The following is a 23668-nucleotide window of genomic DNA, read 5'->3' on the forward strand; positions in this document are numbered from 1 at the left end:
ACGCTCAGCCGTTGAAGCGGTCCGGGTCCAATCCGGTGCGCTCGTCACGGTTGAGGGCGTTGATCTCGCCGATGTCCCCTTCGGTGAGTTCGAAGTCGAAGAGGTCGAAGTTCTCCTCGATGCGCCGCCGGGTCACCGACTTGGGGAACACGATGTCCCCGCGCTGCAGGTGCCAGCGCAGGGTGACCTGCGCCGTCGACTTGCCGACCCGCTCCGCGATACGGACCAGCGTCGGATCGTCGAGCACCTTTCCCTGCGCGATCGGGGACCAGGCCTCCGTCGCGATGCCGTGTTCGGCGCCGAAGGACCTGACGGCGTCCTGGGTGAGGTAGGGATGGACCTCGATCTGGTTGACGGCGGGCACCACCACACTGCCGTCCAGCAGGCGGCGCAGGTGGTGCGGCTGGAAGTTCGAGACCCCGATGCTCTTGACCCGCCCCGAGCGGTAGATCTCCTCGAGTGCCTTCCAGGTCTCCACGAAGTCGCCCCTGTCCGGCAGCGGCCAGTGGATGAGGAAGAGGTCCAGGTAGTCCAGCCGGATCTTCTCCATCGTGCCCTCGAAGGCGTGGAGGGCGTCGTCGTACGCGTGGGCGCCGTTGTCCAGCTTGCTGGTGACGAAGACGTCGCCCCGGTCGAGACCGGAGTCCCGGACCGCCTCCCCGACCTCCTTCTCGTTGCCGTACATCTGAGCCGTGTCGATGTGCCGGTATCCGGCCTTCAGGGCCGCCAGGGTGGTCTCACGGGTTTCCTGCGGCGGGATCTGGAAGGTGCCGAATCCGAGCTGGGGGATCTCCACGCCGTTGTTGAGCGTGATGGCGGGTACTGAGGCCACGGGAGGCTCCTTCTCGTCGGTGTGAGGGTGCGGTGGTCGGTCGGGTTCCGGTTCACGGAATGCCTCATTCCGCCCTCACTGCGGCGTACCCGTCACCAAACGGGGCAAACAGCTTCAAAGTGCCTGATTGGTGAGGATGTACGGGGTGTGCGCGCGTGCCCACGCTCCGCACCTCGGTCGGGTCCTGCCGCCGCCCGGTGCGATGCCGCCGCTCCCTTCGCGTGTCCGGCCCGGGCCGGGCCGAAACATGGTCCGGCCGGGCGCCGGCGCCTGGTCCGCAGCTGTGACCGGCCCTGCCGGGGCGCGCGGACGCACCCCGGCAGAGCCTCGCCGTCAGTGGGCCGAGAGCTCGTCGCGGACGGTGCGGGCCGCAGCCACGAGGTTCTCCAGCGACGCGCGGGTCTCCGGCCAGCCACGGGTCTTCAGCCCGCAGTCCGGGTTGACCCACAGGCGCTCCGAGGGGATGGCTGCCAGCCCCGTGCGGAGCAGCGAGGCGGTCTCCCGCACACTCGGGACGCGGGGCGAGTGGATGTCGTAGACGCCGGGGCCCGCCTCACGCGGGTAGCCGTGGTCCGCCAATTCGTGGGCCACCTGCATGTGGGAGCGGGCTGCCTCCAGGCTGATGACGTCGGCGTCGAGGTCGTCGATGGCCTGGACGATGTCACCGAACTCGGCGTAGCACATGTGGGTGTGGATCTGTGTGTCCGGCCGTACCCCGCTCGTCGACAGCCGGAACGCCTCGGTCGCCCAGGCCAGGTAGGCGGGACGGCCGGCGGCGCGCAGCGGCAGCGTCTCGCGCAGAGCGGGCTCGTCCACCTGGATGACCGAGATGCCGGCCGATTCCAGGTCGTCGACCTCGTCGCGCAGGGCGAGGGCGACCTGGCGGGCGGTGTCGCCGAGCGGCTGGTCGTCGCGGACGAAGGACCAGGCGAGCATGGTGACCGGGCCGGTGAGCATGCCCTTGACGGGACGGTCGGTGAGCGACTGGGCGTACGTCGTCCAGCCCACCGTCATCGGTTCGGGGCGGGAGATGTCGCCGGCCAGGACCGGTGGGCGGACGTAGCGGGTGCCGTAGGACTGGACCCAGCCGTGCCGGGTGGCGAGGTATCCGCTCAGCCGCTCGGCGAAGTACTGCACCATGTCGTTGCGTTCGGGCTCGCCGTGCACGAGGACGTCGATGCCGGTCCTCTCCTGGTAGGAGATCACCTCGGCGATCTCCTTCCTGATCCGCTCGTCGTACCCGGCCGAGTCGGTCCTGCCGGTGCGCAGGTCGGCGCGCGCGGCGCGCAGTTCATCGGTCTGCGGGAACGAACCGACGGTGGTCGTCGGCAGCAGAGGAAGTCCGAGGTGGGCACGCTGGGCTGCGGCCCGGACCTCGTACGGCTGGGAGCGTCGGCCGTCGGCGTCCGTGACGGCGTCGGCCCTGGCCTGCACGGCAGGGTCGTAGGTGACGGGGGAGTCGGCGCGGGAGGTGAGGTCCGCCCGATTGGCTGCGATCTCGGCGGCGATGGCGTCGGTGCCCTCGGCCAGTCCCCTGGCCAGGGTGGCGACCTCCGCCGTCTTCTGCCGGGCGAAGGCGAGCCAGCGCAGGATCTCAGGGTCGATCTCCTCCTCGGCCGCCGTGTCGAGGGGGACGTGCAGGAGGGAGCAGGAGGTGGCGACGTCGACCCGGCCGGCGAGGCCGAGGAGCGTGGCGAGGGTGGCCAGCGATTTCTCGTAGTCGTTGATCCAGATGTTGCGGCCGTCGACCACGCCGGCGACGAGCCTTCGGCCGGGGAGTCCTCCGGCGGCCGCGAGGTCGTCGAGGTTGGCCGCCGCGGCGTCGGTGAAGTCGAGTGCCAGTCCGTCGATCGGGGTCCTCGCCAGGACGGGCAGGGCTTCCCCGAGCCGGTCGAAGTAGGAGGCGACGAGCAGTCCGGGGCGATCGGCGAGCCCGCCGAGCTGCGTGTAGGCCCGGGCGACGGCGTCGAGATCGGCCGGGGTGCGGTCCTGGACGAGTGCGGGTTCGTCGAGCTGCACCCACTCCGCCCCGGCCGCCCGCAGATCGGCGAGGACCTCGGCATAGACCGGAAGCAGACGGTCCAGGAGGGTGAGCGGCTCGAAGTCCGCGGCGACGCCGGGCGCGGGCTTGGCGAGGAGCAGATAGGTGACCGGGCCGACGAGGACGGGCCGGGCGGTCAGCCCCAGGGCGACGGCCTCGTCGAGTTCGGCGACCTGCTTCGCGGAGTTCGCGGCGAAGACGGTGTCCGGGCCCAGTTCCGGAACCAGGTAGTGGTAGTTGGTGTCGAACCACTTGGTCATCTCCAGCGGTGCGGCGTCCTGCGTGCCGCGCGCCATCGCGAAGTACCCGTCGAGCGGATCGGCGGCAACCGCCTCGCGATGGCGGTCCGGGACGGCTCCCACCATGACGCTGGTGTCCAGCACATGGTCGTAGCAGGAGAAGTCCCCGGTCGGGACCTCGTCGATGCCGGCCTCGCTCAGCTGCCGCCAGGTGTCGCGGCGCAGTCCGGCGGCGGTGGCGCGGAGGGCGTCCGCGGTGACCCGCCCCTTCCAATAGCCTTCGACGGCCTTCTTCAGTTCCCGGTTCTGTCCCTGCCGGGGGTAGCCGTACACCGTGGACCGCGTTGCCGCGGTCGTGTGTTCGGTGGTCACGGAGATCTCCTTCGCGAGATGAATCCCTGAGATCCCGGCGACGGGACGGGAGCGCGAAGGGGTGACCCACCTGGCGGAGGGCGTCGTGCGACGCGCGGATCCGCCCGGTACGTACGCCGACCCGCCCACGAGGTCACCGGGATGTCCGCGCACGGTTCGTCCGAGCGCGGGCAGTTGGCAGGTCTTCGGACTCGCGGGCACGCCCTCGAAGAGGACACCTAGTGGCCGTCGCTTCCCAGGCCCGGTTCGTCGGACCCAGTGCGTGATGACGGCGGTCGTTCCCGCTCACCGCTGCGGGGCAGTCCCGGATTTCCACCGGGTTCCCTCTTGCGACGCATCCCGTCTGGCGGACGGGGCGAACCAGCTGCGCCCACCAGCTTAGGGGGCGCCCGGGTGCGCGGTGCACCCGTTCCGGAATACGGATGGCGCGGGCGCCGTCCGCGTACCGAGGGCTCAGCCCCGATCGGTGTTCCGCGCCCAGACCCGTTGCAGGGCCCGATAGTCGATCACCGTGACGCCCTCCCGTGCGACGGCCTCCCGGGCCTCGGGCGATGTCAGGAACGCATGGTCCGTACGGCGTACCGGCCGCCCGCCGTCGAGGGTCTCGGCCCCCCGGCCGGCAGCGGGGTGGACGGCCCACTCGCTGAGCCCGGCCGGCAGGTCGTGGAGCAGCCGTCGGTAGTGCTCCGCCTTGCCTTCGGTCGGCAGGGAGAAACTGTCCAGGAAGTCATGGTCGACGACGGGCAGCCCTCGCCGGCGCATCTCACGGCGCCCGGGCTCCAGCCAGACCCGCACGGCGAGCCCGTACTCCGCGGCCAGTCCCACGGTCAGGTCCAGGATGTCGGCGCGCCCTCCGTCGGCCAGGCAGTGGAAGTCGAGGTGCGTCGGTGAGAGCCCGGCGTCCGCGACGGCGTCGATCTGCGCCCGGAACTCGGTCTCGATCTCGTCGGTCCGCGCCCGCCCCAGCAGGGCGGCGCGGCCGGCGGGGGTCGGTTCGAAGAAGGTGCCGGAGGGGTCCAGCAGCGAGGGAACCGTGTCCGCAGGGCTCAGCGGCCCCCAGCGGAGGTGGGACGACTCGCACACCAGCGTGAGGTGGACACCGAAGGGGATGGCGGAGTGCCGGCGGAGCAGCCGCATGGCGTCGGCGGCCGCCGGACACACGGTCATGAGGCTGCACGAGGCGGCGATCCCCTCCTCGATCGACTCGACCACAGCGGCGTTGATCGCGGGATGCATACCGAAGTCGTCGCAGTTGACGAGCAACAGGCGGGCGCCGGGCGGAAACCCGAGGACCTGGTTCGGCCACGGCGGGGGAGCGGTGTCCGGATGTTCCACGGGGATGCCGTCCATGCGCGCAGTCTGGTCCACGCACCGGCGGTCGCGCACCTGGATTCGGGTGCCCGTGCGGACGGGACCGCGCGGACCGTCCGCAGGGACACCCGGACCGTCCTACCTGTCCTGGGCGAGGGCTACCAGCTCGGCGAACAGGCCTCCCGCGTGAGCGAGTTCCTCGTAGGTGCCCTGCTCGACCACGCGCCCCGCGCGCATGACGACGATACGGTCCGCCAGGCGGGTGTTCTCGAGCTGGTGCGTGACGACGACCGTCATACGTTCCGCGGCGATGCGCCGGACCTCGAGGAAGATCCGGTGCTCCCCACGCGGGTCCATCTGGGACGTCGGTTCGTCCAGGATCAGCAGGGGTGTGCGCCGGTACAGCGCACGCGCACACGCGAGCCGCTGCCACTGGCCGCCGGACAGCTCGGCTCCGCCCCAGAGTTCCCGGGCCAGGAGGGTGTCGAGCCCGTGGGGCAGCTTCTCCACCGTCTCGCGCATGCCCACGGCGTCGACGGCTTCCCACACCGGCCCGTCGTCGTAGGTCCTGGGCTGGCCGAGGGTGACGTTCTCCCGGGCGCGTAGCGGCCAGCAGGCGAAGTTCTGCGGGACGAGGGCGGTGCGCCTCCACACGGCTTCGGGATCCGCGTCGGCGAGATCGGTGCCGTCCCACAGGACCCTGCCCTTGTCGGCCAGGAGGATCCCGGTGATGAGCTTGGCCAAGGTCGACTTGCCCGAGCCGTTCTCACCGACGACCGCGAGGATCTCGCCGCGCCGCAAGGTGAGCGACACGCCCGCCACGGCGGGTTCGTCCCGGCCGGGGTACCGGTGGACGACCTCGTCGAGCCGGATCTCGTCCACCCGGTCGGGCACGGTCGCCGTGCCGCGCTTCGGGGCGCGCTCGTCCGCCATGTCGAGGAAGGACCGCATGTCCGCCAGGTAGAGCGAGGTGTGGAACATCGCGGCCCCGTGGACGACGAACTGCGACAGGGCGGCCAGGGCGGTCTGCACGGCGACGACCGCGGTGGCCGCGACGGGCAGGGCGACCCGCCCCGAGACGGCCAGCCAGGCGAGTACGGCCCAGGTGCCCAGCAGGAACACGCCGCCCAGGGCGCTGGTCGCCAGGACGATGCGCAGCATGCGGGGCGCCGCGGTGAGGGTGCGCCGGTCGATGCGGTCGGACAGGGCGCGGTACCAGTGGATGAGGTAGCCGGTCATGCCGTTCGCCCGGACCTCGTCGCCGTGGCGGGAGTAGGTGGCCCACCAGCGCATCATGGAGCGCACGTTGCGGTCCGCGACGTTGTGGTAGTGCGTCTCGTAGTCCACGCGTGCCGACAGCACGGCGCCGAGGCCCGCCGGGAGCACGGCGAGCAGGAGCAACGGCAGCATCATCCAGTGCAGGGCCGTGATGACGCCGGTCGCCGCGACCATACGGATGAGGGCGGCCATGAACCGCTGGGCGTCCTGCACCATCGTCCGCGTCCGGGTGACACCGACCTCGGCGGCCTCCTGCCGGTCGGCGAACCCGTCCTCGCCGTACGCGGAGGCCTCCACACGGCAGACCGCGGAGACGAGCGAGAGGTCCGCCTCGGTCGTGAGCAGCGGGGTGATCCGCGCATCCGCGTACGAGGACAGGGCGGCACTGACGCGGCCGAAGCCGGCGGCGGTGGCGACCACGGCCAGCGCGGGCAGCGCGGAGTGCAGGCGTTCGGACACCGGGCCTGTGGCCAGCAGATGAGTCATGGCCCGCGCGGTGAAGGCGAGGACCAGGGCGGCCGCGGTGCCCGTGAGGAGCTGGCAGACCAGGAGCAGCACGGAGCCGGTCCTGTCGACGGCCCATGCCCTGCGTGCGGTGTGCGCGAGGATCGAGGGCAGGCGCATGCACAGCGCACCGAAACTGGCCTCGGCCAGGGGGTTCTTGCCGTGCTTGCCCTCGAAGGTGATGGTGGCCGGGGGCGGAGGGGGAGGCGTCTCCACGCCGGCGGCCGGGGAATCGGTGACCGTCACCTGCATCTCTCCTAGCGGGTCTCGTGCCGCGCCCGATCGGCCCGGCGGTGCACGGCATAACGACGCGCGCCGAGATTCGAACGCGCTCGATTCAGGACGTGCCGGACCCCGGGAACGGCAAGGTGTCCGCGGCCTCTTCGCCGTGCTGAGGCCTTCGGCAGGCGGCGCGGCATGGCCGAAACGCCGATGCCTGAAACGCCTGGGACGCACGAGGTTTTCGCCACCGTCCCACTCGCTGCCGGCCGCCGCGAGGAGCACGCGGGGGCAGATAAGTCGAAGCGCTTCGAAATTGCCTTGAGGGATGTCGCCAGCCGCAGCTGCCCGCGTACTCCGAGGAAAGTCTCGAAATCCCTTCCGGTCGACTCTATTGACAGCCCAACCGCCGACTGCCATCTTCGAAGCGCTTCAACGATCATGACCGTGGGACACGGTCCTGGCCCGAGCCCCCGAGGACAGATCATGGCGTTCTTCGACAATCCCGTGATACCCGGCTTCAGTCCGGATCCGAGCATCTGCCGCGTGGGCGAGGACTACTACGTGGCGACGTCCAGCTTCGAGTACGTGCCCGGCGTACCGCTGTGGCACAGCAGGGACCTCGTGCACTGGCGGTTGATCGGGCACGCGCTGGACCGCCCGTCACAGCTGACGCTGCCCGACGACGCCCCGTCCTCGTGCGGGGTGTACGCCCCCACGCTGCGGTACCACGACGGCCGCTTCTGGATGATCACGACGGTGGTGGCCGGTGCGGGCAACATCCTGGTCACCGCCGAGGACCCCGCCGGTCCGTGGTCGGAACCCGTGCCGGTCGGCATTCCCGGCATCGACCCCGATCTGGCCTGGGACGACGAGGGGAACTGCTGGTGCGTGTTCTCCCACGGCGGGATCCGCGGGGTGCGCATCGATCCGGAGACGGGCGAACTGCTGGGCGAGCCGGTGGAGATGTGGTCGGGCAGCGGGCTCCAGTACCCCGAGGGCCCGCATCTCTACCGGATCGGTGACTGGTGGTATCTGCTCCTGTCGGAGGGCGGGACGGAACGCGGGCACGCGATGTCGGTGGCCAGGGCCCGCTCGCTGCCCGGACCGTTCGAACCGCACCCGGACAACCCGGTGCTGTCCCACCGCAGTACGGGCCACCCGGTGCAGAACACCGGGCACGGTGATCTGGTGAGGGCGCACGACGACACCTGGTGGATGGTGCTGCTGGGCACCCGGCCCCGCGGTGACACCCCGAAGTTCCACGGCATGGGCCGGGAGACGTTCCTGGTGCCGGTGCGGTGGGAGGACGAGTGGCCGCTGCCGGGACCGCTGGAACTCCGCGCGGAGGCACCGCGGCTCGCCCCGCACGCCTGGCCCGCCGAGCCGCACCGCGACGACTTCGACGCGCCCGCCCTGGCGCCCTGCTGGGTCTCGCTCAGGCGGCAGGACCCGGACGCAGTACGCCTCGGAGACCGCCCCGGCCACCTGGTGCTGCGCGCCCGTGCGGACGGCATGGACAGGCCCGGAGCGCTGTTCGTGGGACGACGCCAGCGGGACGCTGACTGCGTCGCACGGACGCGGATCGACGTCGGTGACGAGGGCCGGGGCGGGATCGCCGTGAGGCTGGACGAGGCGCACCACTACCAGGTCGAGGTGGAGGGCGGCACCGTGCGGGCGGTCGCCCGCATCGGCCCGTCCCGTACGACGGTCGCCGAACGGAGGGTGCCCGCAGGACCGTTGACGCTGCGGGTCGACGTGACCACCGAGGACGTCCTGCCGCCCACCGTCACGGTACGTCCCGCGGACCCCGACGCGGAGGCCCCCTCCGGCCTCCGCGTCGGAGGCCCGGACACCCTCCGCCTCGGTTACGAGACCGAGGACGGCCACGTGGAGGTCCTCGCCGAACTCGACGGCCGTTACCTGACCACCGAGGTCGCGGGCGGCTTCACCGGCAGAGTCATCGGCATGTACGCCACCCGGGGCGAAGCGGCCTTCGACTGGTTCGAGCTGCGGCCGGCCTGAGGACCCGCCCCCGGCCGGGGGTCAGCGGGCCAGAGCGGTGTCCAGCCACTGCAGGACCTCGGGGGTGACCGGGTCGGTGATGTCGGCGAACTCCTCGTGCTTCTTGAGGAACTTCGCCACGTACGGGCAGACCGGCACGATCCGCCTGCCCGTGTCCCGCACATGGCTCAGGGCCTCCTGCACGAGGACGGAGGCAAGGCCCTGGCCCGCGAAGGCGTCGTCGATCTCGGTGTGGAAGAAGACGCGCTGCCCGTCGCGGTCGCGGTAGGCGGTGAAGCCCGCCGTCACCTCGCCGGCCAGGATCTCGTAGCGGTGCCGGGCGTCCACGTTCCGGACGAGGGGGGTGTCGGCCTGGGTCATCGTGTGCTGCCTTTCGGGCGGGTCGGGTTGCCACGCGGTGCGATGGTGGCGTTCGGGAGGGCCGGAGCGGGGATGCGGGCGCCGGGGTAGCCGTCGACGTGGCCGAAGCGGTCGGAGGAGGCCTCCCAGTCCTGGCGTGCCTCGACGATGTCCTCGTGCGTGCGGCCGACGAAATTCCACCACATGACGATCCGTTCCTCGAACGGCGTTCCGCCCACGAGGACGGCCCGCGCGGGGACGTCCGTCTCGTTGGCCAGGGTCATCGTGCGGTTCCCCGTCGCGGTGTAGCCGAGCTCGGCACCGCGCAGCAGCGTTCCGTCCAGACGGACGCTGCCCTGGTCGACGAGGAGGCCGTGCTCGAAGGCCGGATCGATGTCGAGCGTCGTGGTGGTCCGCGGTTCGAGGACGATCTCGGCGCCGAGCAGAGGAGTGAAGGCCGGGACCGGCGAGGTGTCCCCGGCGAGTGAGCCGAGGAACACCCGGATCACCGCTCCGTCCAGGTGGACGGGTGCCGGTACGTGGTGCCGGAAGTCGCGGCCGGTGTGCCGGTGCGCGTCGGGGAGTGCCACCCACAGCTGGACGCCGTGCAGGAGTGCGGTGCCGGGAGTGGAGACCTCGGTGTGGCTGATGCCGTGGCCACCGGTCATGAGGTTCAGTTCACCGGGGCGTACGAAGGCGTGACTGCCCAGGCTGTCGCGGTGCTCGATCTCCCCGCTGAACAACCAGCTGACCGTCTGCAGCCCGATGTGCGGATGCGGAGCCACATCCATCCCGCCCGTCTCCGCGACGTCGTCCGGGCCGTAGTGGTCGATGAAGCACCAGGCCCCGATGAGCGTCCTGGCCCGCTGCGGCAGCGTACGCCGCACCGTCATCGCCCTCGGGCCGCCCAGCGGGACGTCCCTGGGTGTGAGGACCTCGACGCCGGGGCCGGGGCCCGTCTCCGGTGCGACCCGGTCCGTGTCCACACCGCTCATCGCGGACCCCCCGCCGCGAGAAAGATGCTTACATGTTCAACAATCATGCTTGATCATACGTCGGCGCCCGCTCGGGCGGCCACGGCACGACGAGGGGCGGCACGCCCCGGTGAGGAGTCCAGGGTGAACGGTACGGAGGCGGATCGTGCGCACAAGCGGGTCTACGTGGACAAGCGGAGCCCGAAGGCCTACCACGCGCTGACCGCCACGGCCGAAGCGGTGCGCGCGGTCGCCCAGGAAGCGGGGCTGGAGCGCACTCTGGTCGAACTGGTCAACCTGCGGGTGTCGCAGATGAACGGGTGCGCCTACTGCCTGGACGTCCACACGCGGGCCGCGCTGCGCGAGGGGGAGACGACGCGACGGCTGGGCGTGCTGGCCGCCTGGCGCGACACCGAGGTGTTCACCACCCAGGAGCGTGCCGCACTCGCCCTCGCCGAGGCGACGACACACCCCGCCGACGCCGCCCTCCAGGAGGACGCCTACGCCACGGCACGCCGGACCCTCTCCGAGGACGAGATCTCGGCCGTGATCTGGGTCGCCGTCACCATCAACGCCTTCAACCGGGTCTCGATCATGAGCAAGCACCCCGTGCGCGGCGTTCCCCGGCAGTGAGGTGACCTGAGACTCGGCCCTTCCGAATCCCGCTGCCCGCCGTTCGGGTGAACTCCGCTGCGCCCCCGCCGTACGCAGGGCAGGCATAGACACATCCGCGGTCCTCGCGGCCGGAAACACCGGTGGACGCGGAAGCGGACAACCGAGCGAAAGGGGCTGTCCATGCTCGGTCCAGGGGCGATGCGGGCAGGCACCGGCGGGGGTGCCGGCCCCGAGCCCGGCACGGGGGGCCACTGTGTCCCGGACACGGTCGGCGGAACGGCGGCAGCGGTCGACGCCGTCCTTGTGGAGCACCTGCGCACCAGGCTGGGCGAGGCCCGTCGGACGGACGCCGTGTTCGCCGACGAGGTGGCGTCCCGGGTCGCAGCGTTCGTCCTGCAGGGCGGCAAACGGCTGCGGACGGCCTTCCTCCGATGCGGGTGGCTGGCGGCAGGAGGATCCGGCGACCCCGGCACCCCTCTGCGCGTCGGTGCCGCACTCGAACTGCTGCAGGCCTGCGCGCTCGTCCACGACGACGTCATGGACGAATCGCCGGTGCGCCGGGGCGCTCCCGCCGTGCACGCGCAGTTCGCGCGCCTGCACCGGGAAGGCCGCATGCGCGGCTCCGCCACCTCCTACTCCGCCACGGCGGCGGTCCTGGCCGGGGACCTGGCCCTGGTGTGGGCCGACGACCTGCTGACCGAGACCGCTCTGAGTTCCCCGTACGGCGGCCACCTGCACAGGGAATGGCAGGCGATGCGCGGCGAGATGGTCGCAGGGCAGTACCTCGACATGCGGGCCCAGGCGACCGGCTCCTCCGACGAGACCCAGGCCAGGAACATCGCGACGCTCAAGAGCGCGCTCTACACCGTGGAACGGCCGCTCGCGCTCGGCGCCTGCCTGGCAGGGGCCGGTGCCCCCGTCATGGACGCGCTGCGGTCCGCCGGACGGTGCGCCGGACTCGCCTTCCAGCTCCACGACGACCTGCTGGGAGCGTTCGGGGACCCCGCCGTCACAGGGAAGCCCGCGGACGAGGACCTGAGGACCCGTAAGCTCACCGGCCTCCTCGCGGCCGCTCTCCGTCTCGCCGGCGAGTCGGGCGACACCGACGCACTGGCCGTACTCGGTCACCAGGGGCCGGAACCCGGTGGCGGAACGGCCGACCGGATGCGCGCCGCACTGGAACGCACGGGCGCGCGGGCGGCGGTCGAGGAGGAGATCGCCCGCCTCTCCGCGTCGAGTCTTCGCCACTTCGCGGACACGGGGGCGGACGACCGCGCGCAGGAGGAGTTCGCCGCGCTCGTGGCACGGGCCGCGGGCACCGCCGCTCCCCACCCCGTCCCCGGCGGGGAGGGCGCATGAGGACCGTGCCGGGCGCCACGGACCACGTGGTGGTCGTCGGGGCCGGTCTGTCCGGTCTCGCCGCCGCACTGCATCTGCTCGGTGCGGGACGCCGGGTGACCCTCGTGGAACGGGACGCCGGACCCGGCGGCCGCGCGGGACGGCTGGAACTCGGCGGCTACCGGGTCGACACCGGACCGACGGTGCTGACCATGCCCCATCTCGCCGACGAGGCGTTCGCCGCCGTCGGCGACAGTCTCCACCGGCGCGTCGAGCTGATCCCGCTCCACCCCGCCTACCGGGCCCGGTTCGCCGACGGCACCGGGATCGACGTACACACGGACGGCGACGCCATGGAAGCCGAGGTACGCAGCTTCGCCGGGGACGCGGAAGCGGCCGGCTACCGCCGGCTGCGGCGCTGGCTGGAGCGGTTGTACCGGGCGCAGATGAGCCGCTTCATCGACACCAACTTCGACTCGCCGTTCCAGCTCCTGCACCCGGATCTCGCCCGGCTCGCCGCCCTGGGGGGCTTCGGGCGGCTCGATCCGCAGATCGGCAGATTCCTCAGCGACCCGCGGCTGCGCCGGGTCTTCTCCTTCCAGGCGCTCTACGCGGGAGTCGCCCCGGCCCGCGCTCTCGCCGCCTACGCCGTCATCGCCTACATGGACACGGTCGCGGGAGTCTGGTTCCCGAAGGGCGGCATGAACGCGCTGCCCCGCGCGATGGCGGACGCGGCCGCCGACGCCGGGGGTGAGTTCAGATGGTCCGCGGAGGTCGAGGCCCTGGAACGCTCGGCGGGACGGGTGCGGGCCGTCCGGCTGGCCTCCGGCGAACGCATCGCCTGCGACGCGGTCGTCCTGACACCGGACTTGCCCGTCGTGCACCGCCTCCTGGGCCGGGCGCCACGCCGCCCCGTGCCCCTCCGCCACGCACCGTCGGCCGTGGTCCTGCACGCCGGCACGGACCGCACCTGGCCGGAACTGGCACACCACACGCTCTCCTTCGGTGCCGCCTGGGAGCACACCTTCGACGAACTCACCAGGACCGGACGGCTCATGAGCGACCCGTCGCTGCTCATCACCCGCCCGACGACGCACGACCCGTCACTCGCACCCCCGGGCAGACACCTGCACTACGTCCTCGCTCCGTGCCCCAACACCACGACAGGCCCGTCGGCGGGAACCTGGCGCGGCGGCCTCGGCGAGCGCTACCGGGACAGCCTGCTGGCCGTGCTGGAGCGCCGGGGGCTGCACGGCTTCGCCTCGTCCCTGGACCGGGAGCTGCTGGTCACCCCGGCGGACTGGACGGCCCAGGGCCACGCGGCGGGCACCCCGTTCTCGGTGTCCCACACCTTCGCCCAGACCGGCCCCTTCCGGCCGCGCAACCTCGTACGCGGCTACGACAACGTCGTCCTCGCCGGATGCGGAACCACACCGGGGGTGGGTGTGCCGACCGTCCTGCTGAGCGGCAAGCTCGCCGCCGCCCGCATCACCGGTCTCGCCCGTACGACGGCGGCGCGCCGCCGTCCCCCCGTCCTCGAAGGGCAGAGCCGATGAGCCGCCGTGAACTGGATGCCGCCGGGATCTCCGGACCCGACCTGCGCGACGCCTACGCCCGGTGCCGGAAAATCAACGCCCGGCACGGCCGGACCTACTTCCTCGCCACCCGGCTGCTGCCGGTCGAACGACGCTGCGCCGTGCACGCGCTGTACGGCTTCGCCCGCTGGGCCGACGACATCGTGGACGACCTCGACCGCGGGCAGTCACCCGAGGAGCGCGACCGGCTGCTGCGGCTGCTGGAGAGCGACCTCGTCCACGGACTGCGCACCGGCGGTGGCGGGCAGCCCGTGGTCAGAGCCGTCGCCGACACCGCCGCGCGGTACGCCATCGACCACGGCCTGTTCGCCGACTTCCTGGCGTCCATGCGCAGCGACCTGACCGTCACCGACTATCCGACGTACGCCGACCTGCGCGCCTACATGCACGGTTCCGCGGCGGTGATCGGCCTCCAGATGCTGCCCGTACTCGGGACGGTGGTGCCCCGTGAGGAGGCCGCTCCGCACGCGGCGGCACTCGGGGTCGCCTTCCAGCTGACCAACTTCCTCCGGGACGTGGGCGAGGACCTGGACCGCGGACGCGTCTACCTGCCCGCGGACCTGCTCGCCGCCCACGGGGTGGACCGGCCTCTCCTGGAGTGGAGCCGCCGCACCGGACGGCACGACCCGCGCATCCGGAACGCCTTCTTCGAGGCCGACGCGGTGATCCGGACCGTGTACCGGGAGGCGGAGCCCGGCATCGCCATGCTGGAGCCCCGCGTACGGCCCTGCATCCGTACCGCGTTCGTCCTGTACCAGGGGATCCTTGACGCGGTCGCCGCCGACGACTACCGGGTCGTGCACCGCCGTTCCGTGGTGCCGCGCCGCCGGCGGGCCGTCGTCGCCGCGGCCGGGCTCGCCCGGATCCTGGGGGCACGGGTGCGGACGCGGACGACCGCCCCGGAGCCGGGCGTGGTCGCCGGGGCGGAGGGCTCCCTGCGATGAACGGCCCCCGGGCAAGGACGATGTGGACGTCACCGCTACGGGTACGGCGCGTGCCCCGCTGGGACCGGCAGGCTCCGACCTGGCGCGAGGCGAAGCCCGCCGTGATCGCCGAGGCACTGAAGCGGTCCGCCGCCCGGCCGTCCGGCAACTGGTACGTCGTCGGCGCGTCCCGGGAGCTGGAGGCACGGGACCGCCCCTACGGCCGCACGATCGCCGGGACGGAGGTCGTCCTGTGGCGGACGGGGGACGGAGAGCTGCGCGCGGGGCCGGGGGAATGCCCCCATCTGGGCGCGCCGCTGCGGGAAGGCCGGGTGGCGTGCGGGACGCTCCTGTGCCGCTGGCACGGACTCGGCCTGGACGGCGGCCCGTTCGCCGGCTGGGAGCCCTATCCGCTGCACGACGACGGGGTGCTGGTCTGGGTGAGGCTGGACCGGGCCGGTGGCGAGACCCCGCTGGACCGCCCGGTCGTCCCGGCGAGGCCCCTGCCGGGAGCGGCCGTCGACGCGGTGTACACCGCTGTGGGCAGGTGCGAACCCGAGGACGTCGTCGCGAACCGCCTCGACCCCTGGCACGGCTCCTGGTTCCACCCGTACGCGTTCGTCGGTCTGAGGGTGGCCGGCACCCCGGAGGACGGCGAGGACGACGCGTTCGCCGTCGACGTCTCGTTCAAGGTCGCGGGCCGGTTGGTGGTGCCGGTCCGGGCGGAGTTCACCGCGCCCGGACCGCGCACCGTGGTCATGCACATCACCGACGGCGAGGGCACCGGTTCGGTCGTGGAGACCCATGCCACGCCGCTCACCGCACCCGGCGCGGCGGAGCCGAGGACCGCGGTCGTCGAGGCCGTCGTCGCCGCCTCGGACCGGCGAGGATTCGCCCTGGCACGCGCGGCGGCTCCCGTCCTGCGCCCGTTGATGCGCCGGACCGCGGGCCGGCTCTGGCGGGACGACCTGGCGTACGCCGAGCGCCGCTGGTCGCTGCGGAGCACCGGGCGCTTCCCCGGCTGAGCGTCAGGGCGCCGCGAACCGCCCCGCGAGGGTACGCAGTACCCGGGAGCGACCGGCACGCGGGACGGTCCACAGGACCTGGCCCCGGATGCCCCAGCCCGCGAGCAGGGCGTTGGCGGCCAGGAAGCCCGAGGTCGCCGCGCGCTCCATCAGAGCCACGGGGAGACCGGTGCGGACCATGTCGCCGGCGAGGGTCACACGGGGATGAGGTGTGCGCACGGCCGGCCGGTGGCGGTAGCCGCCCACGGAGAACACGGGGCAGTCGTCACGCCACTCGTGGCGGACGTCCACGATCCGTGCTGCCGCGGTCTCGGGATAGATCTCGTTCAGCCGGTCGAGCATCCGGCGCTGGACCTTCTCGCGTTCCGTGCCGCCGTCGACGGCGTAGGCGTGCAGTTCGACCACCGAACCGCCCGTCCGCGCGGCCCAGCGAGCCGATTCGCCCTCCCAGCGGTCGAGGACGCTGATGTTGTCGAGCCCGTCGAACCCACTGGTGCCGAGGAACCCCGGCCGGTCCTCGCGCACCGGGCGGTCGAGCCACAGCCGGGACACGAGGAACGGCGGCGCCGTACGCAGGGACTCGACACCGGCCCGCCAGGACGCGTCCCCCAACTGCTCCGACGCACCGACGACATGACGCAGGCCCTGCGTGTCCAGCGCCAGGACCACCGCCTGGTGGCGGTCCACGGCGCCCTCGGTCTCCACGGTCAGGTCCCCTCCGGTGGCCGGGCGGACGCGGTGGACCGGGGTTCCCGTGCGCACCTGGGCGCCGAGCCCTCGCAGGTGGCCGCCGAGAGGTTCCCAGAGGGCCTGCGGGAACGGCTCGCGCGGCACGTCGAAGAGGAGCCCCTCGGACGACCCGAGGAAGTAGATGTGGAACATCAGCAGCAGTTCGGCGGCGGACAGCTCCCGCGGGTCGGCGAAGAAGCTGCGGGAGAACACCTCGAAGGCGAGATGGCGCGCGGCCTCGGGGAAGCCGATCCGCCGCAGGAAGTCCTCGGCACCGACCCCGTCGAACCGCTCGTACACCTCGGGGACCCGCACGTCCAGGAGGGGCAGCGCCTCGCGGGGGTTCATCGCCGCGAGGTCGCGCAGGCCGAACGACGGGCTGAGCGCGACGAATCCGAGCGCGCTCCACGGCGGGGTCCTCGGCACGCGGGCGAAACCGTCCGCCATGCCGTTCCGGTGCAGGAGCGGGTAGTCCGGCAGCGGTGTGAGCATGGACAGAGTGGGGTCCGTACGACGCAACAGCCCGCGCAGGTTGTAGTACTGGCGGAAGAAGGCATGGAATCCGCGGCTCATCGTCGCCGAGGACCCGTCGCCCAGACGGACGGGCCATCCGGCCAGACGGCCGCCGAGGGACTCGCCCTGCTCGTACAGCGTCACGCGGACGCCGCGCTCGGCAAGGGCCGTCGCCGCCGCGAGACCGGCGACACCTCCGCCGATCACCGCGGCCGACGGGGCGTCGCCGGTGAAGCGCTCGCGGCCCGGCTCCGGCACGATCACCTCGGCCCGTCGGTCACGTCCGTGCCGGGCGGCCCCGGGACGTCCTCCACGCGCGCTCACGCGGCATCGGTCCGGACGGGATCCGCGCCGTTCCGGGCGAGGAACGCGTGCACGATCCCCGTCTGCCAGCCGCCGACGGGAACGGTCCGCACGAAGGGGAACCCGGCCCGGGCGACCCGGCGCGCGAAGGCGGGCGCCGTGTCGAACGCGAGGACACTGCGCCAGAGGTGGTGGTACAGCTCCCGGTCACCCGTCAGCGTGCCCGCCGGGACGATCACACCGCGGCAGACCGTGTTCCACACGGCCCGGTGCACGCGAGAGCCGCTGAGGCTGTACTCGTGGGCGAGCAGACGGCCGCCGGGACGCAACAGGGCGCGCACGGCCCGGAGGACCTCGCCGGGCTCGGCGACGTTGCGGAAGAGGTAGGCGGCGAACACGGCGTCGTAGGAACCGTCGTCGTCGGTCGTGGGCAGCTCCTCCGCGGACCGGTGCAGGAAGCGGACGTTCGCCGGCCAGCGCTTGGCACGTGCCCGCTCCAGCATGCCCGCCGAGGCGTCGACCGCGGTGATCCGGGCGTACGGGGCCGCCCGCAGCAGCGCCCGTGTGGACGCGCCCGTTCCGCAGCCGAGGTCGAGCAGGCGCAGTCCCCTTCCGCCGCGCGGCAGCCGCAGGCGGTGCGCCGAGCGCAGGAGATCGGAGCGGTAGCCGGGATTCAGCGCGGTGAGCCGGTCGTAGGTGAGCGACGCGTGGTCGAACGCGCGCGCCAGGTCGTGGTCCCGCAGGAGGGTCATCAAAGGCTCTCTTCGGATCGGCCGGTGGCCCGGCGGACGAGGAAGGGGAGTTCGGCAGCGGTACGGAGCATCGGTGCCACCGGCGTGCGGAGGCCGATCCCGAACTCCTCCCACGGCGTGCTCCCGCCGTCGAGGAAGCGCAGCAGCCGCTCCATGGGGACGCGGCGGAAGAGGTCGGTGAAGAACCGGGGCCCGTCCACACGGCCCGTGTCCAGCGCCCGGAGCAGCACGGCGTCCATGGCGAGGGCCCTGCGGCCGTGCGGCGGCGGGACGTCCGGGCGCCCACGGCCCAGGGCCGAGGCGACGGCTCGGCCCTGGCGCTGCACGGCGGCGAACGTGTACCCGGTCGCCGGACGGGTGGCGCCCCCGGCGGCCCCGATCCGGAAGACCGCCCGACCGGCCCGGCGGGGGAACCGCGCGTCGGTCATGGGGATGACGCCCTGTTCGGCCGACTCCACGGTGAACCGCCCGAGCCCCAGGACGTCCCCGGCGTACTGCCGCAGCGAGGCCTCGTACGCGGCCGTGGGGAGGGGGGCGCGGGAGAACTCGGTGTACTCGACCAAGGCCCGGTCGGCGGCCAGTGGCAGGACGTAGCCGAAGGCCAGACCGTGGCCGGGCTGCGGGACCCGGAAGTCCATGAGGTCGGCCACCCCGGGGTCGAAGCGGGGGACGGCGGTGCGCACGAACCACCCGCGGAAGTGCTGCAGGAGAAGAGTGCGGTGCGGCGGGGTGTCCCGCACGGGCCGTGAGTCGAACACGTGTCTGCCGCGCAGGACGAGCGGCCGCCCGTCCGCCGCCGTGCAGCGCACCTCCGCGCCGTACGGCGCGTCCCGTACCTCATGGGCCGTGGCACGTACGACGCGGGCGGCCGGGGCCGCCGCCAGACGGGCGTGCACCAGGCGTTCGAACGGACCCGAGCGCACCATGCGGTACCGCAGCGGCGCGGGGTCCGACTCGACGACGGCACCGTCCGGCCCCCGTACCCGCAGTCTCCGCCAGGAGGCGACGACGGCCTCCTCGAACTCACCCGTGCCCGCCTCCCAGTAGCACCAGGTGCGTTCGGCCGGGCGCAGCGGTCCGTCGGGCGCCTCGACCAGGGTCACTCCCGTACCGGTCCTGGTCAGCCAGTGGGCCAGGCAGAGCCCGGCGGCGCCGCCGCCCACGACGACGGCGTCGTCCACCCGTTCCTGGGGGTGCCCGGTCACGTCCCGGTGGTCCGCGCGGCCGCGCGGTCGGCGAGAACCTCGCGTGCCGCCCTGCTGCCGGAGGCGAGCGCTCCCTGCACGGACCCGGTGGCCCGGTGGTCCCCGCAGACGTACCTGCCCGGTGCGAAACGGGTCGTACGGCTCAGCGGCCACGGAGGCCGCATCGCGGGCAGGGCGCCCTCCACGGTGTAGGCGGCCAGCATCTCCCAGGTGCTCGTGTCCGCGTCGTAGAGCTCGGCCAGCCGCGCCCGGACGGTCCTCTCCCCGCCGGGCGGGCCGGATCCCAGGACGGAGGTCGACACGAGCGCCGTGCCACGAGGCGCGTAGGAGGGGGCGACCTCGGTGAGGACGCAGCTGTTCAGGACGGCGAGACCGCTGTCGACGACCAGGGTGGGTTCGGTCAGCGGCGACCGGTCGGCCGCGTGGTAGTACGTCGTCACCGTACGGCCGTCCGGCACCGGAAGGCCCGGCAGCAGACGGGCCGCCGTGGCGGAGTCCGTGGCCACGACGACCGCGCCGCCGGGGCGCTCACCGCCGTCCGCCAGGAGGACCCCGGAGTCCGTGACGCCCGTGACGGCCGAGTCCAGCCTGAGCGCGCCCTCCGGCAGCCCGGCGGCGAGCTGGGCCGGCACGGCGCCGATGCCGTGGGCGGGCAGGCAGAGCGTGCCGCGGGCCATGCTCCGCCAGACCAGGTGCAGGAAGCGTGCGGACGTCTCCAGCCCCTCCTCCAGGAACACCCCGGAGAGGAACGGCCGCAGGAGGTCCTCGATCGCGAGCGGCGACAGCCCGGCGCGGACGAGCGCCTCCGCAGCGGTGCGATCGGTCATCCGTCCCACACGCTTCGCGGGGAGCAGGACGTCGCGCGCTGTCAGCGCCGCCAGCGCGGCGAGGTCCCGCGCGGGGAGCACGCGCCCCGGCAGGAGCGCGCCGGCGTCCCCCGGACGCCGGGTGGGGTCGGTGAGGCGCACCCGCCCCGAGGACGTGCGCGCGACGAGTCCCGGGGTGAAGGGGCGCAGGCGCAGGGCGCGCAGGTCGAGACGCCTCTTGACCTGCGGGTAGGACGTGTTGAAGACCTGGAAGCCACGGTCCAGCAGGAAGCCGTCGCGGCGGTCCGTGCGCATCCGGCCCCCCACCCCGTCGGAGGCCTCCAGCAGCTCGACGCGCAGACCCGCGCGGATGAGGTCGAGCGCGCAGGCCAGGCCCGCCAGACCGGCGCCCACGACGACGGCGTCCGGCGGTCGTGGGTGCTGTCGGTTCGTCATCCGTGCCCCTCGGCTTGGTCCCCCCGTGCGGCTGACGGGTTGTCAAGCCGATCACGTTCCGGGCCCGGAAGCCAGCCGCCGCCACGGACACCGCACCATCGTGTGACCCGTCTGCCGGACGCGACCGGCCGCCGGACGTGCCGGGCCGGCCGGTCAGGCCGTCAGATGACGCAGCACCGCGCCCATCGCGCGACGAACGGCCTCACGTGACTCGTCCGTCCGGTCGACCGTCTCGAAGGAGTGATGGCCGTTCGGCACGTCGATCACCTCGACGGCGGCCCCGCACGCGCGGGCAGCGCCCAGGAACCGCTCCACGGTGGCAGCGATCCCGTCGGACTCCAGCCCGGCCCGGACCAGGACCAGGGGCAGGGAGTCCGCGCGAGCGACCGCGTCCACCGGGTGGAAGCGGTCGGCGAGCCGCCCCCAGCTCGGCAGGGGCGCCATGACCGGGTAGTCGGCCGCCAGGCAGCGCAGCCACGGCGGGGGCTTTCCCAGCCAGTCCGCGGTGAGCGGGCCGGCGCCCGAGAAGAACCAGAGGGCGACCCGGTCCGCGTCCACCCTCGGATCGGCCCTGACCCTCTCCACCGCGTCCGCCACGTCGTCGGCGGCCACCGCGTAGTCGGTGACGGCGTGCAGCCGGTGGTCGAGGGTCACACCCACCACCCCGTGGTCGGCGGCGTAGCGCGCGTACCCGGTCAGCACCGGCCAGTCCCGCGGGGTCGGGCGGGCGTCGGGGGGCACCGGGCCGCCGTGCACGAAGAGCAGAGCGGGGCGGGGGCCCCCGGCGGAAGGCGGCAGATACAGGTCGATGGTGCCGGTGCGCTCGCGGGGCAGTTCGGGCACGTCGAGCAGGAACGGTTCCGGCTGTACCGCGCCCGCCGGAGTCAGCCGGTGCCCCTCCCCGGCGGCCGCCCTGAGCAGCGTGACGGCCAGCGCGTCCGGGTCGGACAGCATCGGCCAGTGGCCCGTGGGTAGTTCGAAGAAGGTCACCCGGGGGTCGGTCAGCGCCTGAAGGGCCGGTTCGCCGAAGTCCACCCGGGCCTGGACCATCGCGATGCTCGCTCCGCCGCCGGTGCACAGCACTCCGGCCATCGGCACCGAGGCTGCCGCGCCGGTCAGCTCCAGCGGCCGGAGCAGCGTGCCCAGCGGCTGGGGCGAGGCGAGGGCGGTGAGCCGGTCGAGCGCCGCGTCGGGGATCCCGGCGGTGCTGCCCCAGCGGTGCCACGCGTCCCTCGCAGGAGGCGGCAGCGCCGCTCCCGCGCCGTGCGCCCCGCCGCCGGCCAGTCGCAGCACCTCCTCGCGCAGGCCCTGGTCGGCCACCGCCGCCAAGGCCGGGGCACCGTCCTGGGGCAGCCCCGAATCCAGGTACACGACCCGTGCGACCGACCCGGCGCGCCGGTCCGCGGCACCCAGCACCGGATGGATGCCGTAGTCGTGGCCCACCAGCACGACCTCCCGGCCGTCCGGCCCCACGGTCCGGTCGACCACCCTGAGGACGTCCGCGATGTGCGTCTCCAGATCGATGTCCCCACCGTCGGCCGGGTGTCCGCCACCGAGCCCCGACAGGGCCACCGCACGGACCTCGGCACCCGCCGCGGTCAGCCGCGAGGCCGTGTCGTCCCACACGTGAGGGCCGGTGAACACACCGGACACCAGGATGAACACGGTCATGGTCGTCTCCTCGGTACGTCGTCGTCCGGAGGGACCCGATGACCGGGCCCCTCGCCCGGGTACCGTAGGAACTCCCCCTGAGGGAGGTTCAAGTGTTCTCGTCGGACGACGGACTGTGCGGCATCGGCGAGCTCGCCGAGCGGGCGCGTGTCAGCGTCAAGACGGTGCGCTTCTACTCCGACAACGGCCTGCTGCCCGAAGCGTCCCGCAGCGCCGGCGGCCACCGCAGGTACGGTCCCGACTCGCTCGAGCGGCTGCGGATGATCCGCTCCCTGCGCACCCTGGACCTGCCCGTCCCCACCGTGCGCCGCATCCTCGACGAGGGGGACACGGCGGGCCGGGCGGGCGGCGCCCTGGAGGACGCCGTCGCGGGGCAGTTGCGTGTCCTCGGTTCCCAGCTGACGGCCATGCGGTGGAGGGAGGCCGCCCTCCGCTCCGTCCAGGAGTGCCCGACGGCCGAGCGCCCCGGACGGCTGGCCCTGATCGGCGCGCTGACCACGCCGCCGGACACCGCGCCCCTGGCCCGGTTCTGGCGCGCGTGGCTTCCGGCGCGGATGCCGGCCCGCGCTGTCACGGCCTTCCTCGAAGCCGCCGTCCCGCAGCCGCCCGAGGACCCCGAGCCGGTCCAGGTGATCGCCTTCGCCGGACTGTGCGCCCTGGTGTCGCGTCCCTGTGAGGGGAACGAGGTGACCCAGCCCCACGCCCACGAGGCCGCCGGGGCGCGGGAGTCAGCCGTGCTGTACGCGGGCCTGGCCGAGGCGTACGACCTGGCCGGTGCCGAGATGCGGCGGGGGAGGGAGCCGTACGCGGGGGACGCGCTCGACGGATTCGTCGACGCCTACGCGAGCGTCCACCGGACCGCGGACACCGGTGCGTTCAGGTCGGGGCTCGCCCTCCGACTGGCCGCCGATCCGCGCATCGACCGCTACTGGGAGCTCACGTCGGAGCTGGTCGGCCGCCCGTCGGGGCGGCCCGAGCCGACGCCCGGATCGGCGCACGACTGGCTTCTCGCCGCGCTCGACGCCCAGCTGGCGAAGGAGCCGCCCGTCCGGCACGCCCCGTGACCGGCACGCCGGCCCGCCCTCGGGCGGCGAGGGACAGGTACCACGTGCCGTCCCGTCCGCCTGCCGGCGCCGTCCCGTCACTGCGGCCGGCCGAGCGCCCACCCCGACACATCGGCCAGACGGCCGCGCCACAGGGGCAGCCGCAGCGACCCCGCGCCTCCGGACATCAGCGTGGCGTCCCTGAGGTGGATCCACCGCGGCAGCTGCGACGACACGTCCCCGCCACCCAGCTCCCTGATGCCCTGGTCCACCGTCTCGGGGAACTCGGCGATCAGGTTCGCGCCCTCGCCCTCGACCTGGCGGAGGCTCCGTGCCCAGTCCGCCTTCCACGCCTCGTGACCGATCACGTCTCCGTGGAGTACGCCACCGGCCAGGGCGAGGGTGATCGGCAGACTGGAGCGCTGCTCCCTGTCCAGCAGCTGGATCAGCAGCTGCAACTGCAGATCGGGCACCGGCTCCGTCACCACCGGTGTCGCTTCCAGCCGTGTCTCGACGCTCTCACTCATGGACCGCTCCCTTCACCTGACAAGCGGCAGGTG

Annotated in this window: 19 protein-coding genes and 1 riboswitch; of the genes, 7 read left to right on the forward strand and 12 right to left on the reverse strand. The window is 73.1% G+C overall.

Annotated elements, in window-relative coordinates; all coding sequences use genetic code 11:
• Positions 1–4: 4 nt before the first annotated feature.
• The 4 genes from IA22_RS0125720 to IA22_RS0125735 all read right to left on the reverse strand — a co-directional run bounded on the left by IA22_RS0125720 (position 5) and on the right by IA22_RS0125735 (position 6829).
• The gene (locus IA22_RS0125720) at positions 5–832 is read right to left on the reverse strand and encodes an aldo/keto reductase (protein ID WP_014152505.1); all 828 of its coding nucleotides are present in this window, start codon (positions 830–832) and stop codon (positions 5–7) included.
• A gap of 333 nt (positions 833–1165) precedes the next feature.
• Positions 1166–3484, reverse strand: a complete 2319-nt coding sequence (gene metE / locus IA22_RS0125725) for a 5-methyltetrahydropteroyltriglutamate--homocysteine S-methyltransferase (protein WP_030124980.1) — start codon at positions 3482–3484, stop codon at positions 1166–1168.
• Between the two features lie 159 nt (positions 3485–3643).
• A riboswitch (cobalamin riboswitch) is annotated at positions 3644–3864 on the reverse strand.
• Positions 3865–3937: 73 nt separating this feature from the next.
• On the reverse strand, positions 3938–4834 hold the full coding sequence (locus IA22_RS0125730; protein ID WP_038273003.1) for a polysaccharide deacetylase family protein: 897 nt from the start codon (positions 4832–4834) through the stop codon (positions 3938–3940).
• A 99-nt stretch (positions 4835–4933) separates the two neighbouring features.
• On the reverse strand, positions 4934–6829 hold the full coding sequence (locus IA22_RS0125735; RefSeq protein ID WP_051694844.1) for an ABC transporter ATP-binding protein: 1896 nt from the start codon (positions 6827–6829) through the stop codon (positions 4934–4936).
• A 453-nt stretch (positions 6830–7282) separates the two neighbouring features.
• Between IA22_RS0125735 and IA22_RS0125740 the strand changes: the two genes are divergently transcribed.
• Positions 7283–8821 (forward strand): glycoside hydrolase family 43 protein, encoded by a 1539-nt coding sequence (locus IA22_RS0125740; RefSeq protein ID WP_030124983.1) that lies wholly within the window; start codon positions 7283–7285, stop codon positions 8819–8821.
• A gap of 21 nt (positions 8822–8842) precedes the next feature.
• On the opposite strand, the gene IA22_RS0125745 is transcribed toward IA22_RS0125740, so the two are convergent.
• The gene (locus IA22_RS0125745; RefSeq protein WP_015580013.1) at positions 8843–9181 is read right to left on the reverse strand and encodes a GNAT family N-acetyltransferase; all 339 of its coding nucleotides are present in this window, start codon (positions 9179–9181) and stop codon (positions 8843–8845) included.
• A complete protein-coding gene (locus IA22_RS0125750) occupies positions 9178–10155 on the reverse strand; it encodes a pirin family protein (protein ID WP_030124984.1) in 978 nt (325 codons plus the stop codon). Before IA22_RS0125750 ends, IA22_RS0125745 begins: the two co-directional genes overlap by 4 nt.
• 123 nt (positions 10156–10278) lie before the next feature.
• Between IA22_RS0125750 and IA22_RS0125755 the strand changes: the two genes are divergently transcribed.
• From IA22_RS0125755 to IA22_RS0125775, 5 genes are all read left to right on the forward strand, one after another.
• Positions 10279–10767 (forward strand): carboxymuconolactone decarboxylase family protein, encoded by a 489-nt coding sequence (locus IA22_RS0125755; RefSeq protein WP_014152498.1) that lies wholly within the window; start codon positions 10279–10281, stop codon positions 10765–10767.
• Positions 10768–10929: 162 nt separating this feature from the next.
• Positions 10930–12108 (forward strand): polyprenyl synthetase family protein, encoded by a 1179-nt coding sequence (locus IA22_RS0125760; RefSeq protein WP_030124985.1) that lies wholly within the window; start codon positions 10930–10932, stop codon positions 12106–12108.
• Positions 12105–13643, forward strand: coding sequence for a phytoene desaturase family protein (gene crtI / locus IA22_RS0125765; RefSeq protein WP_030124986.1), 1539 nt, complete (start codon positions 12105–12107; stop codon positions 13641–13643). Before IA22_RS0125760 ends, crtI begins: the two co-directional genes overlap by 4 nt.
• A complete protein-coding gene (locus tag IA22_RS0125770; protein ID WP_030124987.1) occupies positions 13640–14626 on the forward strand; it encodes a phytoene/squalene synthase family protein in 987 nt (328 codons plus the stop codon). Before crtI ends, IA22_RS0125770 begins: the two co-directional genes overlap by 4 nt.
• On the forward strand, positions 14623–15630 hold the full coding sequence (locus IA22_RS0125775; RefSeq protein ID WP_030124988.1) for a DUF5914 domain-containing protein: 1008 nt from the start codon (positions 14623–14625) through the stop codon (positions 15628–15630). Before IA22_RS0125770 ends, IA22_RS0125775 begins: the two co-directional genes overlap by 4 nt.
• 3 nt (positions 15631–15633) lie before the next feature.
• Here IA22_RS0125775 and IA22_RS0125780 read toward each other — a convergent pair whose 3' ends face one another.
• The 5 genes from IA22_RS0125780 to IA22_RS0125800 form a co-directional block, all read right to left on the reverse strand.
• On the reverse strand, positions 15634–17196 hold the full coding sequence (locus IA22_RS0125780; protein WP_030124989.1) for an FAD-dependent oxidoreductase: 1563 nt from the start codon (positions 17194–17196) through the stop codon (positions 15634–15636).
• A complete protein-coding gene (locus IA22_RS0125785) occupies positions 17193–17927 on the reverse strand; it encodes a methyltransferase domain-containing protein (protein WP_014152492.1) in 735 nt (244 codons plus the stop codon). The genes IA22_RS0125780 and IA22_RS0125785 overlap by 4 nt, the downstream gene beginning before the upstream one ends.
• Positions 17927–19132, reverse strand: a complete 1206-nt coding sequence (locus IA22_RS0125790; protein ID WP_030124990.1) for a lycopene cyclase family protein — start codon at positions 19130–19132, stop codon at positions 17927–17929. The genes IA22_RS0125785 and IA22_RS0125790 overlap by 1 nt, the downstream gene beginning before the upstream one ends.
• On the reverse strand, positions 19129–20394 hold the full coding sequence (locus IA22_RS0125795) for an NAD(P)/FAD-dependent oxidoreductase (protein WP_030124991.1): 1266 nt from the start codon (positions 20392–20394) through the stop codon (positions 19129–19131). The genes IA22_RS0125790 and IA22_RS0125795 overlap by 4 nt, the downstream gene beginning before the upstream one ends.
• Positions 20395–20547: 153 nt before the next feature.
• Positions 20548–22065 (reverse strand): alpha/beta hydrolase, encoded by a 1518-nt coding sequence (locus tag IA22_RS0125800; RefSeq protein ID WP_030124992.1) that lies wholly within the window; start codon positions 22063–22065, stop codon positions 20548–20550.
• Between the two features lie 92 nt (positions 22066–22157).
• Between IA22_RS0125800 and IA22_RS0125805 the strand changes: the two genes are divergently transcribed.
• Entirely contained in the window at positions 22158–23129 is a 972-nt protein-coding gene (locus IA22_RS0125805; protein ID WP_030124993.1) for a MerR family transcriptional regulator, read from the forward strand.
• Positions 23130–23206: 77 nt separating this feature from the next.
• On the opposite strand, the gene IA22_RS0125810 is transcribed toward IA22_RS0125805, so the two are convergent.
• Entirely contained in the window at positions 23207–23635 is a 429-nt protein-coding gene (locus tag IA22_RS0125810) for a hypothetical protein (RefSeq protein WP_015580025.1), read from the reverse strand.
• Positions 23636–23668: the final 33 nt, after the last annotated feature.

The sequence above is a fragment of the Kitasatospora papulosa genome (assembly GCF_000717245.1).
Taxonomy (GTDB): domain Bacteria; phylum Actinomycetota; class Actinomycetes; order Streptomycetales; family Streptomycetaceae; genus Streptomyces; species Streptomyces papulosus.

Bases quoted from the DNA above. Each gene is read 5' to 3' on its own strand.
- crtI (WP_030124986.1), top strand. From the start codon at position 12,105: ATGAGGACCGTGCCGGGCGCCACGGACCACGTGGTGGTCGTCGGGGCC.
- IA22_RS0125740 (WP_030124983.1), top strand. From the start codon at position 7,283: ATGGCGTTCTTCGACAATCCCGTGATACCCGGCTTCAGTCCGGATCCG.
- IA22_RS0125735 (WP_051694844.1), bottom strand. From the start codon at position 6,829: ATGCAGGTGACGGTCACCGATTCCCCGGCCGCCGGCGTGGAGACGCCT.
- IA22_RS0125745 (WP_015580013.1), bottom strand. From the start codon at position 9,181: ATGACCCAGGCCGACACCCCCCTCGTCCGGAACGTGGACGCCCGGCAC.
- IA22_RS0125795 (WP_030124991.1), bottom strand. From the start codon at position 20,394: ATGACGAACCGACAGCACCCACGACCGCCGGACGCCGTCGTCGTGGGC.
- IA22_RS0125785 (WP_014152492.1), bottom strand. From the start codon at position 17,927: ATGACCCTCCTGCGGGACCACGACCTGGCGCGCGCGTTCGACCACGCG.
- IA22_RS0125730 (WP_038273003.1), bottom strand. From the start codon at position 4,834: ATGGACGGCATCCCCGTGGAACATCCGGACACCGCTCCCCCGCCGTGG.
- IA22_RS0125770 (WP_030124987.1), top strand. From the start codon at position 13,640: ATGAGCCGCCGTGAACTGGATGCCGCCGGGATCTCCGGACCCGACCTG.
- IA22_RS0125800 (WP_030124992.1), bottom strand. From the start codon at position 22,065: ATGACCGTGTTCATCCTGGTGTCCGGTGTGTTCACCGGCCCTCACGTG.
- IA22_RS0125750 (WP_030124984.1), bottom strand. From the start codon at position 10,155: ATGAGCGGTGTGGACACGGACCGGGTCGCACCGGAGACGGGCCCCGGC.
- IA22_RS0125760 (WP_030124985.1), top strand. From the start codon at position 10,930: ATGCTCGGTCCAGGGGCGATGCGGGCAGGCACCGGCGGGGGTGCCGGC.
- IA22_RS0125775 (WP_030124988.1), top strand. From the start codon at position 14,623: ATGAACGGCCCCCGGGCAAGGACGATGTGGACGTCACCGCTACGGGTA.
- IA22_RS0125810 (WP_015580025.1), bottom strand. From the start codon at position 23,635: ATGAGTGAGAGCGTCGAGACACGGCTGGAAGCGACACCGGTGGTGACG.